This is a genomic window from Salinicola lusitanus, assembly GCF_038648475.1.
GTDB classification, from domain to species: Bacteria; Pseudomonadota; Gammaproteobacteria; order Pseudomonadales; family Halomonadaceae; genus Salinicola; species Salinicola lusitanus.
In genome coordinates this window covers 1765921-1779631 of record NZ_CP151919.1, presented here as the reverse complement: position 1 = coordinate 1779631, position 13711 = coordinate 1765921, and the positions used below count along the sequence as shown (strand labels likewise).

Sequence of the window (13711 nt, the reverse complement as noted above, 5' to 3'; positions counted from 1 at the left end):
CCGGTTCGTCCTGCGCCGCTGCCCCAGGAGCCCAAAGTGCGGCGAAAGCGCCGGTCGCAGACAATAGTACAGAGGAAAGTCTCGAGTTCGATGGAACGTACACTGTTTTCTCCCCAACAAAGATAGCTGGACACAAGGCCGTGAAATCATGTTGGAATGAATAGTGGCATGACGATCTTTCCAGGTTATCTCTGCAGTGTTTCCGAACAGACATATCAATCACGAATCGATACATTCGACGCTATCCCGGCGACGGGTAAAAGCGAACCAGAGGAACAGACAATGACGAGACTCCTGGTCGTCGATGACGACATCGATCTTCTCGAGCTCATGACCACTTTCTTCGGTCGCTATGATATCGAGATAGAAACCGCCTCATCCGGCCAGGAACTGGATCGAAAACTGGCAGAGTCCACGTTCGACATCATCATTCTCGACATCATGCTTCCTGGCGAAGATGGCATCAGTATTTGTCGAAGAATGAGAGAGCAGTCTTCGATACCTATTATCATGTTGACGGCAGTATCGGAGACAACAGAGAGAGTCGTCGGGTTGGAACTGGGGGCCGATGACTACGTTACCAAACCGTTCGAGCCACGAGAACTTCTGGCGAGGGTTCGAGCGGTTCTCCGGCGGGTAACGGAAAGGACTGACAGCCAGGCATGCTCCTCTTCCTCGCTGCAGTTCAGACACTGGAGGCTCAATGTCGCACGCCGTGAGTTGCGCCGCCCGGATCAAACATTGATTCCCCTATCCGGAGGAGAGTTCGCACTGTTGATGACCTTTCTCAGTCGTCCGGGGCAACTGTTGTCGCGCGATCAACTACTGGACTACACCAAAGGCTCGGCTCATGAGGTGTTCGACAGAAGCATCGATGTTCTCGTCAGCCGGTTGCGCCGCAAGCTGGAGACCGACCCCCGAAGGCCCGAGATCATCAAGACGGTTCGTAACATGGGCTATCTGTTCTCGCCAGCGGTCCATCGATCATGACCACGAGACAGCGTTTCATCGGCAGCCTCAATGGCTGGTTCATCTTCAACGTCATCGTTGCCATATTGATCGCCCTGATCATGAACCTTACCTTCCTCAGGTTCTCCGGCACCTGGGCCAACCCACCGATCCAGGACATCGACCAGCTTGTGGTGGCAGGAAGTATTGCCAAGACGTTCAATTATCTATCGCCCTCTCAGCGGAACGCCCTCAAAGACAAGGTGTCAGGAAACGGAATAAACGTCAGTTGGTTCTCCGACCGCAACGATCTTCCCATACCCACACCGGAAAAGAATGACGACACCGATTCCTGGCCTGAAATCAGAAGAATACTGGACTATCCCGATAGTGAAATCCTGACCGTCGGCCCTAACGAAAAAGGATGGGCATCCTTATCACCTCCACCCGAACAGCGATTCTATGCAATCGCGATTCGGCTTGAGGATCACTCATGGATGATGTTCGATACTCCCTCGAAACTCTGGGGACTGAGTTCGACATCACGAGCGCTGGTCACCGGCTTTTTCATACTTGTCTCGACCATCGCCATTTCCTGGTTTTTTGGTCTGAGAGTGGCAAGGCCACTTCGCTCTTTCGCGGATGCCGTCGAGCGTTTTGGGATTGGTGCTCGAACCCAACCACTGGCAATTCGTGGCCCCCTGGAAATCAGGGAGGCGCTCTCCGCATTCAACGCCATGCAGGTCCAGATTCAGAGATTACTGGACGGCCGCATCGAGATGTTTTCGGCGATATCTCATGACCTCAGGGCGCCTTTGACACGACTCAAGCTGCGCAGTGAGCTTGTCGACGACGAACGGCAACGCGACAAGATCATGGCCGACATCGACGAGCTGCAATCCATGGTCCAATCCTGCCTGTCATATTTTCAACTGGAATCCCGCCCCGAGGAAATGACCCGCTTCGAGCTCGGTGAGCTGCTCCACACCGTTATCGACAACTTCCGGGACACCGGCAAGGATGTTCGTTTCCGACCGGGAGATCGCGTCGTCTACGACGGTCAACCGCTGGCCTTGACGCGAGCCCTGACCAATCTGATCGACAATGCGGTCAAGTATGGCGGCCATGCCGAGGTCAACTTGAGGGTATCCCAACGAGATGTCGTCATTACGGTCCAGGATCAGGGGCCCGGCGTTCCGCCAGAGAGCCTGCCAAGGCTGTTCGCCCCGTTCTACCGGGTGGAGCCGTCACGCAACCCTCACACCGGCGGATACGGTTTGGGGTTGGCCGCCAGCCGTGCCATCGTGCATTTCCATGGCGGCGAGTTGACGCTCGCCAACCGCCAGCCCCACGGCCTGATCGCCACGCTCCGTCTGCCCCTGCACGGGGCGTCCCGTGCGAAGGCCTGACCCGGGCGCTGGCGCCTCAGGCGTTCCGCTTGAGGAAGTCGATGAAGACCCGCATCGCGGCCAGGTGGTGACGCTGACGCGGGTAGCAGAAGTAGAATCCGTCGAACGGCGCGCACCACTCGTCGAGCATGGTCACCAGGCGCCCCTCGCGGATCAACGGGGCTGCCCAGGCATCGACGGTGAAGGCGATGCCGACGCCGTTGACGGCCGCCTCGAGCATGGCTCTGAGATCGTTGATGATCAGCGGACCATGGACGGCGACCCGAAACCAGCCGCCGTCGCGATGGAACTCCCATTGGTACGGATGCATCTGCCCCGGCCAGCGCCAATTGATGCAGCGGTGCCGGTGCAGGTCGGAGGGTGTGACGGGCTTGCCGTGGCGCTTCACGTACGCCGGTGACGCGACCACGCAGTGGCGCAGGGTCGCGCCCAGCGGCATCGCGATCATGTCCTGCTCGAGCAGTTCGCCGAGCCGGATCGCCCCGTCGAAGCCCGCTTCGATCATGTCGACCGGCTGATCGTCCAGCGTCAGGTCCAGTTCGATATCGGGATACGCCTCGGCAAAGCGGGCCAGCAGAGGTGCCAGATAGAGCTGGTAGCCGACCCGGAAGGCATGAAGGCGCAATCGGCCCTGGGGCCGCTCACCGAGCTCGGCGGCATCGGCGACGGCCGCCTCGACCTCCTCCACCGCCGGCTTCAGGCGGGCCAGCAGTCTCTCCCCCGCCTGACTCAACCCGACCCGGCGGGTGGTGCGATGAAACAGCCGGACGTCGAGCCTCGCCTCGAGCCCCTTGATGGTCTGGCTCAGGGCCGATGGCGAGACCTGCAGCGCCTCCGCCGCGCGAACGAAGCTGCCCTGCTCGGCAACGGCGAGAAATGCCTGCAGTTCGGCGAACTCATTGCCGCGCATCGCCACCGTCGACCACGTTCAGCTTCGACAGCATCTCGTAGGCCGCCTGCACTCGCGCATCGTTGGGATAGTTCCTGTTGGCCAGCATGACCAGCCCGACCTGCTTGCCGGGCACGAGAACCACATAGCCGCCGAAGCCGTTGGTGGAGCCGGTCTTGTTGATCCAGACGTCATCCCGCGGCGCCTGCGGTGGCTCGATCGCCTTGGCCGCGTTGGGTTTCAGGATCATGTCGTAGCCGTTGCCCGCCAGCAGCGTATCGAACGAGACCGGCAGCGGGTACTGCTCCCAGATCAGATCCTGGGTCATGTCGCCGACCTGGAAATTGCCCTGGCGCGTGATGTCGATCGCCTGCTGCAGGTCGTCGTCGATCTCGAGCAGGCCGAGATTGGCCTGCACCAGCCGGGCCAGGTCGCCCGCGGTGGTCTTGACGCCGTAGGCCTCGTCATCGAGCACCCCGGGCGCCACGCGAATGGGCTCGCCCTGCTTGTCTTCGCCCATGGCGTAGTGCGCCATCTGCGCCTCGGGGACGTCGTACCAGGTGTGCTGCAATCCCAGCGGTTCCAGCACCCGAGCCCGCATCGCCGGCACGAACCCCTGATCGAGGCTCGCGGCAGTCTCGACGCCCAGCAGGCCGATGCCCAGGTTGGAGTAGGTGCGTACCTCGCCGATCGCTTCGCTGGGCTGCCACTGTCGGTACCAGGTCATCAGCGAGTCGCGGTCGGTCACCTCGTCCGGCACGAACAGCGGCAGCCCGCCGGTGGTGTGCGTGCCCAGGTTGCGCCCGCTGATCCGGTCGAACGCGCTGCCCTCGAGCGTCGGCAGATAACGGCTGACCGGCGCATCCAGATCGAGCTTGCCCTCGACGGCGGCAAGCGTGGCCAGCGTGGCGGTGAAGATCTTGCTGAGCGAGCCGATCTCGAACAGGGTATCGCCGTCGACCGGGGTGCCGTCGTCACGATCGGCGACGCCGTAGTTCAGAATCTGCACGCCCTGCGGCCGTACCACCGCCACCGCCATGCCGGGGATGCTCTGCTGCTGCATCAACGACGCGACGATCGGATCGACGGTATCGCGCACATCGACGTCATCGTCCTCCGCCAGCGCCACACTCGACGAGCCCAGCAACAGCAGCGACACTCCCAATGCGATTCCTTTCATGACGATTTCGGTCCTCGGCAGTGCGCGCCGACGGTAAACGTCGGGCGCGGAAAACGGTGCCGCCAATCATGCGCAAAAACCGCACAAACCGAAACCGTCGTCGATCGGCTACAGCAGCTTGTCCAGCGTGATCGGCAGATCGCGAACACGCTTTCCGCAAGCGTTGTAGACCGCATTGGCCACCGCCGCGCCGACGCCGGTAATGCCGATCTCACCGACGCCGTGGGCCCCCATGGGCGTGCGCGGGTCGGGAATATCGGTCCACATCACCTCGATCTCCGGCACGTCCATCTGCACCGGCACGTGGTAGTCGGCCAGGCTGGGGTTCATCACCCGGCCACTGCGCGCATCGAACAGCGTCTCCTCCATCAGCGCCATCCCGAGGCCCATGATCATGCCGCCGCGGAACTGGCTAGCCGCCGTCTTGGCGTTGAGAATCCGGCCGCAGTCGAATGACCCGAGCAGGCGGCGGACGCGCACCTCGCCGGTGACCGCGCTCACCCCCGCCTCGCAGAAGATCGTGCCGAAGGAGTGCATCGACCAGTTGCCGAGTTCTTGCGATTCGGCGGCGTTCGCCTCCACGCAGAGTTCGCTGCGGCCGGCGGACGCCAGGATCTGACGATAGCTCTCGAAGCGCGAGCCATCGCCGATGGCGCCGAGGCCTTCGTCCCGGCATTCGATCTCGTCCGGCGAAAGACCGGACAACGGCGAATGCTCATCCACCAGCGACAGCAGCTCCGTGACCAGCGCCCGCTGCGCCGCGATCACCGCACCGCCGATCGCCGCCGTCTGCTGCGAGCCACCCGCCAGCACGCTTCCGGCCAGCTGTGAATCGCCATACCGGAAAACGATCTTCTCCACCGGCAGACCCAGCCGTGCGGCGGCGACCTGGGTCTGCACCGTCGCCGTGCCCATGCCCATCTCATGGGCGGCGATGCCCACGGTCGCACCGTCGGGCGTGAGCGTGATGCTGGCCGCCGCCCCGGGCATGCGCATGTACGGATAGGTGGCCGTGGCGCAGCCCATGCCGATCTGCCACTCGCCGTCGTGCCGGCCAGCGGGCGTCGCGCTTCGCTCTGACCAGCCGAAGCGTTCGGCTCCCGCGCGAGCCGCTTCCAGCCAGTGACGCGAGGAGAACGCCAGGCCGCTGGTGGGGTCGCGCTCCGGCTCGTTGCGCGCCCTCAGTTCGAGCGGGTCCATGCCGAGCTGGTCGGCCAGCTCGTCCAGGGCCGACTCCAGCGCGAAAGTGCCCACCGACTCGCCCGGTGCACGCATGAAGGTGTTGGCCAGCATGTGCATGTCCGCGACCTCGATCGACAACCGGATATGGTCGGCCGCGTACAGGCACTTGGTCGCCTGGAAGAAGGGCTCGGGCAGGTTGTTGTGGCGGGTCATCGCCGCGACCCCCGAGTGGATCAGTGCCTGCAGCCTGCCTCGGTCGTCCGCCCCCAGGGCGACCCGCTGCTCGGTGCAGGCCCGCCCGCCGACCACGCGGTAGACGCCCTCGCGAGACAGCGCCAGCCGTACCGGGCGACCCGCGAGCTTCGCCGCCGCCGCGGCCAGGATCTGATGCTGCCACAGTGTCTTGCCACCGAAGCCGCCCCCCACGAACGGCGACGTGATGTGAATCCGCGAGATGTCGATGCCGAATACCTCGGCCAGCGATGCCACGGCCAGATCGACGCACTGGGAGGCATCGTGAATTCGCAGCGTTTCGCCTTCGCCCTCCGGCTCGTTCACCCACGCCAGCGTCAGCGCGTGGGGCTCGATGGCGTTGTGACTGTGGCGTGGAGTGGTATAGGTGGCGTCGACCCTGTAGGCGGCGGCTGCCAGGGCTGAATCGGCATCGCCCACGCGGATCTCGGCCGGCCCGCCGAGCAGGTTGTCCGGCTGGCGCGCCTGGGTCTTGGCGATCGCGAAATCGGTCATCGCCGGTTCGGCCGCGTAATCCACGCGGATACTCTCGGCGGCGGCATCGGCCTGTTCCTGGGTTTCGGCCAGCACCAGCGCCACCGGCTGGCCGTTCCAGTGGACGCGATCGGTCTGCATGATCGGATGATCGTCGCCGGCGGCGCCGTTGGGGGCGCGCAGAAACACCGGCGGGGTATTGAGCCGCGGTGCGTTCTGGTGCGTCATCACCAGCGCCACACCGTCCAAGGACTCGGCGTCGCAGGTGTCGATCCCGACGATGCGGCCGTTGGCGATGGTGCTGTAGACCAATGCGGCGTAGAGCATGCCGTCGAAGCGGAACTCACCGGCGAAGCGCGCGCCGCCGGTGACCTTGTCCGCCCCGTCGACACGCGACAACGGCGCGCCGATCCCGCTTCGCCCCTGCTCGCCCAAGGGATCCGGCCGCCCCTCCGGCCGCCAGTAGTCGCCGGCCAGGGCGACGCCCGCGGGTTGGGTATCGCCAGGCCGTCCTGTATCGAGAGCACTCATGCGTCACCTCCGTCACGCGCGTCCGAGAGACACTGCGACAGCTCCGCGATCAGCGTTCGTCGCGCCAGTTCGACCTTGAAGGCATTGCCCGGCAGCGGCCGGGCAGCGGCCAGCTCGGCGTCGACGGCGGCGGCAATCGTCGCCGCGGTCGCCGGTTGGCCCCGCAGCACCGCTTCTGCCCGCGACGCACGCCACGGCTTCGTCCCCACGCCGCCCAGCGCCAGGCGTACGTCCTGGATCGTCTCTCCATCGAGCTCGACCATGGACGCCACCGATACCAGCGCAAAGGCATAGCTGGCGCGGTCTCGCACCTTGCGGTACTGGGAACGCGCCGCCATCGCCAACGGCGGCAGCTCCACCGCGACGATCAGCTCCTCGGGTTGCAGTTCGGTCTCGAGATCCGGACGCTCGCCCGGCTCGCGATGGAGTTCGGTGATCGCCAGTTGTCGATCACCAGCGGGTCCACGCAAATGAACCCGCGCATCGAGCGCCACCAGCGCCACCGCCATGTCCGAGGGGTGTGTGGCGCTGCAGGATGACGAGGTGCCGAAAATGGCGTGGTAGCGGTGAAAGCCCTCGAGCGCATCGCAGCCCGCGCCCGGCTCGCGCTTGTTGCAGCGTGTCGCCGTGTCGTAGAAGTAGGCGCAGCGCGTCCGCTGCAGCAGGTTGCCGCCGACGGTCGCCATATTGCGGATCTGGGCGCTGGCGCCACTCAGGATCGCGCGGGCCAGCAGCGGGTAGCGGCTACGGACCCGCGCATCGCCGGCCAGCGCGGCGTTGGTGACGGCGGCACCGATGATCAGGCCGCCCCCATCGATGTCGGTGATATCGCGGGACAAGCGTGTCACGTCGATCAGGGTTTGCGGACGCTCCACGGTTTCGCGCATCAGATCGACCAGATTGGTGCCGCCGCCAAGATACTTCGCCTGCTGGCAACGCACAGCCTGCTCGATCGCCTGGGTGCCGTCGGCGGCCTGGTGATAGTCGAAGGCGTTCATCGCGCTATCTCCTCACCCAGCTCCTCGGCGAGCACCGCCGCAATCGCGTCGGCGATGCCGTTGTAGGCCCCGCAACGACACAGATTGCCGCTCATCCGTTCGCGCAGCTCGTCACGCTGCCACTCGATCTGGCCCGCCGCCAGATCGACCGTGACCGCACTCGGCAGGTCGCGTTCGAGTTCGCCGATCATGCCCACCGCCGAGCAGAGCTGGCCGGGAGTGCAGTAACCGCACTGGAACCCGTCGTGTTCGACGAACGCCGCCTGAACCGGATGCAGCTTGCCATGCTCGGCCAGCCCCTCGACCGTGGTGATCTCCCGGCCCTGATATTGAACGGCGAGTGCCAGGCAGGCGTTGATGCGCTCCCCGTCGACCAGCACGGTGCAGGCACCACAGGCGCCCTGGTTGCAGCCCTTCTTGGTGCCGCTGAGCTGGAACTGCTCGCGCAGCAGATCGAGCAGTGACGTTCGGAAATCCACCTTGGCCTCCCGAACCAGGCCGTTGATCGTCCATTGCATATCGAGCCTCGAGTCACGGTTGTGTATCGTTATCGGATTGTCGTCAGGTCGTTGCTAGGTGCGGATCGCGGGTGTTTATCGAGCGTAGCTCGCTTCCCGGTCTGGCAAGATCACTCTTTCGTGACGGCCCGATCAGACGATGCCGACTGCGCCTTTTCGGCCCCCCGGGTCGGAGATTTGGGCGCTCGTGGGCAATGGCAGGGTCTCCAGCCGAATCGCCGTGCCCTGCAGCAGATCGGATAGCGCCTCGCCGCCGATCGCATCGAAGGAGGGAAAGCGGACGACGCGGGCCGCGCGCGCTCGGGCGAGCAGTGGCAGGAAGGCAAGAACCGGCCCCAGGGTGGCAAAGCGATAGGGTGAGGTCCGTCTTGCCCAAGGACAGCGACGGTCGGGTTCGGCGAGACATTCGACCGTGCCGATGGCGAGGACGTCCAGCCGCCCGTATCGATCGTCGATCCAAGCTGCCGCCCGCTGCAGCGCACCGGCATCGCCGATCGACAAGGGCAGACCGACCACGTCGCCAACCGCCGCATTCGGACCGGGCTGGGACGAAGGTCCGGCGGAAGCGGTCGACTCGTCCAGCAACAGCGTGGCATCGGCCCAGCCCGATGCCAGCAAGGCCCCGAGTTCGCTATCGTCGAGCCCGAGACCCAGCGTGATACGTGAATCGGGTTCCATCCACTCTCTCCGGTCAGCCAAGAAGACGTCGGTTGACGCCGCTGTCGGAAACCCTAGTATTCTCCACTATCCTACAAAATCCGTGACTTTATCCTACGTTTGAAAACCTCAGGCTCGGCCATCACCCCATGAGTGCATTCGACTCCCCTTCGCCCTCGCTGGGCGAATTCCTGCGTGCCAAGCGCGCCGACATCACACCCGAGATGGCCGGTCTGCCGCCGGGTCGCCGTCGGCGTACGCCAGGCCTGCGCCGCGAGGAAGTGGCCAGCCGCGCCAGCATGGGTTCGGCCTGGTACACCGCCCTGGAGCAAGGCCGCGATGTGCAACCCTCCGATCGGGCCCTGGCCTGCCTGGCACGTGCGCTGATGATGAACGAAACCGAGCGCGAACATCTCTACGCGCTGGCCGGACGCCCGGCACCGCCGCGCGCCATCGATGGCGAATCGACGGTCAATCCGATCCTGCAGCGCCTGCTCGATCGTCTCGAACCGGAACCGGCCTACGTCATGGACGCCTACTGGGAAGTGATCGCGTGGAATGATGCGGCCGGGGCGCTGTTCAGCATCGAGCGCCCCGGCGACAAGCATCCACGCAACAAGCTGTGGTGGGTGTTCACCCAGAAACGCGTGGAGACGCATCAGGCCGACTGGCTGAAATCCGCGCGCACCCTGGTGTCGATCTTTCGCAGCCAGGCCACACGCTACGCCGACGACCCGCGCATGCGCCAACTGATCGACGACCTGCTCGAGGCGAGCGAAACCTTCCGCAAACTCTGGGCCGAGCAGGGCGTGCTCGAACTCGGCAGCGGCCGCAAGGCGATGCGAATGCCGGACGGCACCGACCGCGAGTTCGACTACCTGCCGCTGCGGATTCCCGACCTGCCCGGCGCCTGCCTGATGATCTACCTGGGGGTGGAGTGAGCGCGCAACCGAGGCACTACGCTTTGTCTGAAAAATACCCGCTCTCGCCGGTTTTCCAGACAGAGCTTAGGCGTTCACGATACCGATGTCCGATCTCGACAAGGCCAAAGGCGGGTTGCTGGCTCGCCGATTCGACTCCGGACGTCTGCTGGCGCGATCAAACGACGGCTCTCAGCACCAGAAAGGCGATCGCCGCCATTATCGCCGCAGCCGGCAGGGTTATGACCCAGGCCAAGGCGATGGGCCGCATCAGTGCCCAATTGGTCTGACGGTTGACCATGCCGATGCCGAGCACGGCGCCGATCAGGATGTGGGTGCTGGAAACCGGCAGGCCCAGCATCGAGGCGAGCATTACCACGGCGGCAGCGGCGAGTTCCGCGGAGAAACCTGACGCCGGGTGCATTTTGGTCAGATTCTCGCCGACGGTCTTGATCACCTCCTTGCCGATGAACCAGAGCCCGACGATCAATGCCACACCGAAGGTCAGCATCGCCAGCGGTGGGATCGTGGCTTCGTCGCCGATCGCTCCGGTTCGCAGCACATCGAGAATCGCCACGAACGGACCAATGGCGTTGGCGATGTCGTTGGAGCCATGGCTGAAGGCGAAGCCGGAGGCGGTGAATACCTGCATCCAGCTGAACATCAGAAAGGTCGAGCGATCCAGCGACTCGCCCTTGAGAGTCTTGGCGAAGATGAAGGTCGCCATCCACACCACAGCGCCGATCATCCCCATGATCAGGTAGTTGTCGAGTGTGCTCAGGCCAAGCTGCATGTTCTTCAGTCCCTTGAACAGCAGCATTGCCGAGATAATCATGGCGCCCAGCGCGGCCACCATGGGTACCCAGCTCTCCAGTGCGCGATGGGAGTGAATCTGGCGCCGCTTCTCGTCGATCTGGTGCAGATCACGGTAGTACTCTGACTCCAGATCCTCCGTCCCGTAATCGCCGTCGTTCACCGTCTGCATGTCCCGTGCCATGGCATGGGTGTAAGCGATCTGTTGAATCTCCGAGAGCCGTTCGAAGCGCGCCTTGTGCTCGCGTTTATGCTGCCGCTTCTCTTCGCGCACCGCGGTCAGCTCGCTCTTCGCCATTTCGTTGTAAGAGAGGATGTGCTTCTTGATCTGGGAGTAGAGCAGATAGGCGACTACGCCACCCAGTAGTGGCGACAACAACCAGGAGATCGCGATCTGACCGATTTGCCCCCACTGGACCAGATCCAGCGCGGAGTCGGTGCCATTGATCAGGATGCCAAGGGTGATCGAGCTGCCGACGATCGCGCCGACGATGGAGTGGGTGGTCGAGACCGGATACCCCTTGCGCGACGCAAAGAGCAGCCAGAGTGCCGCGGCAATCAGCGCCGACATCATGATGTTGACGAAGTCCAGAGGCGCTACCTGAATGCCACCGAGATCGACGATCCCGCCACGAATGGTCGAGGTCACCTCGCCGCCGGCGATGACCGCGCCACTCACCTCGAAGATCGCCGCCACGAACAGCGCCTGCCTGATGGTCAGCGTGCCGGCGCCGACGCTGGTACCGAATGAGTTGGCGACGTCGTTGCCGCCGATGTTGAATGCCATGAAGACACCGAACAACGTGGCCAGCACGAACAACAGCGTATTGTCGCCCCGAATGTAGCCCATGCCCCAGACGAGGAAATAGCCCGTCGTGACGACGAGCAAAACGCCGAAAAAGAGACTTGTCCGCAAGCCTCCTCCAGAATCACCGAGTATCGTTGGATTATCGCTGGCTGCCGGATTGGCCATGCTCGCTTCCTCTCGTTCCCCACGTGAGATGGGGCAAGCCGTGAGTGGTGGCTGATTCCTCGGCAGATTGGGGCACGAGCATGACAGAACGGTGAAGCCAGATAGGCCAGGCTCGACGATGCCTCCGCTGCCAGGTGTTTCGATCTTGCACCCCTCGGACCTCGTCGTTGAGCGGCCAGCCACGACTCGCGCTAGAGTTCAGGCGTGGTAATTACGGGTACCACCGATGGTTTCAGGAGAAAACGTTCCAGGAGGAAACATGGAGCTCAACCAAGGAAAGAGATATCGGATCGGTGTCGTTGCGGCCAGCCTACTGACACTGACGCTGGCCGGTTGTTCGGATTCGTCTTCGGACGCGGACGACGCCGCCGGCGGCCAGGCGTCATCGACGCCACAGGCAACGACTCAGGAACCGGCACAGGCCACCGCCGAGCGACCGTCGGACGCGGGTGGCGCAACCCAGGGCGGGGATGGTTCCCAGATCACCCTCGATGCGCTGACAGCGTCGGATATCGACGAGGCCAACCTCTCGGGCGAGCTGGGCTGTCAGTTCTCGACGGAGCGAGCTTCGCCGCTGCTGGTCGCGATGGGGAATGTCGACTCGTCCTCGGCGGCCCAGGGCGTGGTCAAGGTAGCCGGCTACGTGGAGCGCGTCTCGGCGCCAGGCGGCTTCGACGGCATGACCGACAACCCGACTTTCGAGGGCAAGGGCAAGACGCTCAGCATCGAGGTGACGGGCGAACCCAGCGAGGGCGGCGAGTCGCCCGCACGGCCGGCGACGCTGACCTACGACCGGGCCGATGGCGCCCAGCGCACGCTCGAAGGCGAGTGGCAGTGCGGCCCGTGAGGTTCGACGGCACCGGCGAGCTGTCGTGACGGCGGATTGCTCGACCGCGCTGGCCGTCATTGGCACCAGGCGTCGCCCAACGCGGCGGCCGCCTCTGCGATGATCGTCTCCGGCGCGTCGCGTCGGCTGACCAGCCCTTCCAGATACACGAATTGCGGCGCGCGAATGCCCAGCGTATTCAGCACGGCTTCGAGATGGGGGGTGAGGAAATTGGGCTGCTGCGATTCTCCGGCGCGGTGAAAGCCGCCGGAACTGACGATGACGAGCGTCGCCCGGTCCGCCAGCAGACCCACCTTGCCCTGCGGGGATGCCGCAAAGGTCCGATGGATGCGCAGCACGTAATCGACCCAGAGCTTCAGTGCCGCGGGCATGGCGAAGTTATGCATGGGGGTCGCGATGATCAGCCGGTCGGTGGATTCGAGCTCTTCGATCAGGCACTCGGATAACGCAAGCGTCGCGTTTGCGCGAGGCAAGGGATCGCGCAGCGTCAGCGCCCGGGCATAGTCCATCGTCAGCGGCGCCAGCGGCTCGGCAACGAGATCCCGCACCAGCAGGTCGCCCCATCGCGCCGCGATCTGCCGCGCCAGACGGCTCCCCAAGGCCTTGTCGCGGTGCGGGCTGGCGGTCACGAGCAGTGTTCGTATCGTCACGATGCCGTCTCCTCGACGCTCAAGGCTTCCACGAAGTGCATGCCTCGGGAAAGCAGCCCCTGCCGGAAGTAGAAGCGCTGTGCCAGTGCCATGCCCAGCCCGGTATCCAGCACCAGATGACGGCATCCCTCAGCTCTCGCCTCCTCGCGCACGGACGCCAGCAGCCGCGCCCCCAGACCGTGGCGACGGCCTGCTGCGCTGACGACGAGATCGTCGACATAGACGTAGCGGCCATAAAGCAGGTTTTCGGTCAGGCGATAGCCCGCCAGTCCGACGACCCGATTCCCCTCCCATGCCGCCAACAGCCGATAACCCAAGGCCATCTGGCGCATGATCTGGCTGGTGAATGTCTGTGGTGCGTCGAGAGGCGGGCGAAGCTCACGCATGACATCGAAGCAGCGCAGACACGCCTGCTCCGTCGTCACCGGTAGTAGTCGAACGGTGGTCATCGGACATCCTCCTTGTGAAGA

The 13711-nt window shown here is 64.2% G+C and carries 13 protein-coding genes; 4 read left to right on the top strand and 9 right to left on the bottom strand.

The features are described from left to right. Positions 1–168: 168 nt before the first annotated feature. Together AAGT95_RS08230 and AAGT95_RS08225 are read left to right on the top strand one after the other, a co-directional pair. Positions 169–990, top strand: coding sequence for a response regulator (locus tag AAGT95_RS08230; protein WP_342596159.1), 822 nt, complete (start codon positions 169–171; stop codon positions 988–990). Next, positions 987–2357: a HAMP domain-containing sensor histidine kinase gene (locus AAGT95_RS08225; RefSeq protein WP_342596158.1), complete on the top strand. Its 1371-nt coding sequence runs from the start codon at positions 987–989 to the stop codon at positions 2355–2357. Before AAGT95_RS08230 ends, AAGT95_RS08225 begins: the two co-directional genes overlap by 4 nt. A gap of 16 nt (positions 2358–2373) precedes the next feature. Here the strand turns inward: AAGT95_RS08225 and AAGT95_RS08220 are convergent, their stop codons facing one another. The 6 genes from AAGT95_RS08220 to AAGT95_RS08195 form a co-directional block, all read right to left on the bottom strand. After that, positions 2374–3267 carry a LysR family transcriptional regulator gene (locus AAGT95_RS08220; RefSeq protein WP_342596157.1) on the bottom strand — a complete coding sequence of 298 codons (894 nt, stop codon included), beginning with the start codon at positions 3265–3267 and terminating at the stop codon, positions 2374–2376. After that, positions 3254–4426 (bottom strand): class C beta-lactamase, encoded by a 1173-nt coding sequence (gene ampC, locus AAGT95_RS08215; RefSeq protein WP_342596156.1) that lies wholly within the window; start codon positions 4424–4426, stop codon positions 3254–3256. The genes AAGT95_RS08220 and ampC overlap by 14 nt, the downstream gene beginning before the upstream one ends. 108 nt (positions 4427–4534) lie before the next feature. Next, positions 4535–6865, bottom strand: a complete 2331-nt coding sequence (locus AAGT95_RS08210) for a xanthine dehydrogenase family protein molybdopterin-binding subunit (RefSeq protein ID WP_342596155.1) — start codon at positions 6863–6865, stop codon at positions 4535–4537. After that, a complete protein-coding gene (locus AAGT95_RS08205) occupies positions 6862–7863 on the bottom strand; it encodes a xanthine dehydrogenase family protein subunit M (RefSeq protein WP_342596154.1) in 1002 nt (333 codons plus the stop codon). Before AAGT95_RS08205 ends, AAGT95_RS08210 begins: the two co-directional genes overlap by 4 nt. Beyond that, a complete protein-coding gene (locus AAGT95_RS08200; protein ID WP_342596153.1) occupies positions 7860–8381 on the bottom strand; it encodes a 2Fe-2S iron-sulfur cluster-binding protein in 522 nt (173 codons plus the stop codon). Before AAGT95_RS08200 ends, AAGT95_RS08205 begins: the two co-directional genes overlap by 4 nt. A 132-nt stretch (positions 8382–8513) precedes the next feature. After that, positions 8514–9059, bottom strand: coding sequence for a hypothetical protein (locus tag AAGT95_RS08195; protein WP_342596152.1), 546 nt, complete (start codon positions 9057–9059; stop codon positions 8514–8516). 128 nt (positions 9060–9187) lie between these two features. Between AAGT95_RS08195 and AAGT95_RS08190 the strand changes: the two genes are divergently transcribed. Next, positions 9188–9979: a helix-turn-helix transcriptional regulator gene (locus AAGT95_RS08190; RefSeq protein WP_342596151.1), complete on the top strand. Its 792-nt coding sequence runs from the start codon at positions 9188–9190 to the stop codon at positions 9977–9979. Positions 9980–10136: 157 nt separating this feature from the next. On the opposite strand, the gene AAGT95_RS08185 is transcribed toward AAGT95_RS08190, so the two are convergent. Further along, positions 10137–11687, bottom strand: a complete 1551-nt coding sequence (locus AAGT95_RS08185) for an inorganic phosphate transporter (RefSeq protein WP_342596150.1) — start codon at positions 11685–11687, stop codon at positions 10137–10139. A 316-nt stretch (positions 11688–12003) separates the two neighbouring features. On the opposite strand from AAGT95_RS08185, the gene AAGT95_RS08180 reads away from it, so the two are divergent. Continuing rightward, the gene (locus AAGT95_RS08180) at positions 12004–12591 is read left to right on the top strand and encodes a hypothetical protein (protein WP_342596149.1); all 588 of its coding nucleotides are present in this window, start codon (positions 12004–12006) and stop codon (positions 12589–12591) included. A gap of 56 nt (positions 12592–12647) precedes the next feature. On the opposite strand, the gene AAGT95_RS08175 is transcribed toward AAGT95_RS08180, so the two are convergent. Next, complete coding sequence (locus tag AAGT95_RS08175; protein WP_342596148.1) at positions 12648–13241, bottom strand: NAD(P)H-dependent oxidoreductase; 594 nt, start codon at positions 13239–13241, stop codon at positions 12648–12650. Beyond that, positions 13238–13690: a GNAT family N-acetyltransferase gene (locus AAGT95_RS08170; protein ID WP_342596147.1), complete on the bottom strand. Its 453-nt coding sequence runs from the start codon at positions 13688–13690 to the stop codon at positions 13238–13240. The genes AAGT95_RS08175 and AAGT95_RS08170 overlap by 4 nt, the downstream gene beginning before the upstream one ends. Positions 13691–13711 lie beyond the last annotated feature (21 nt).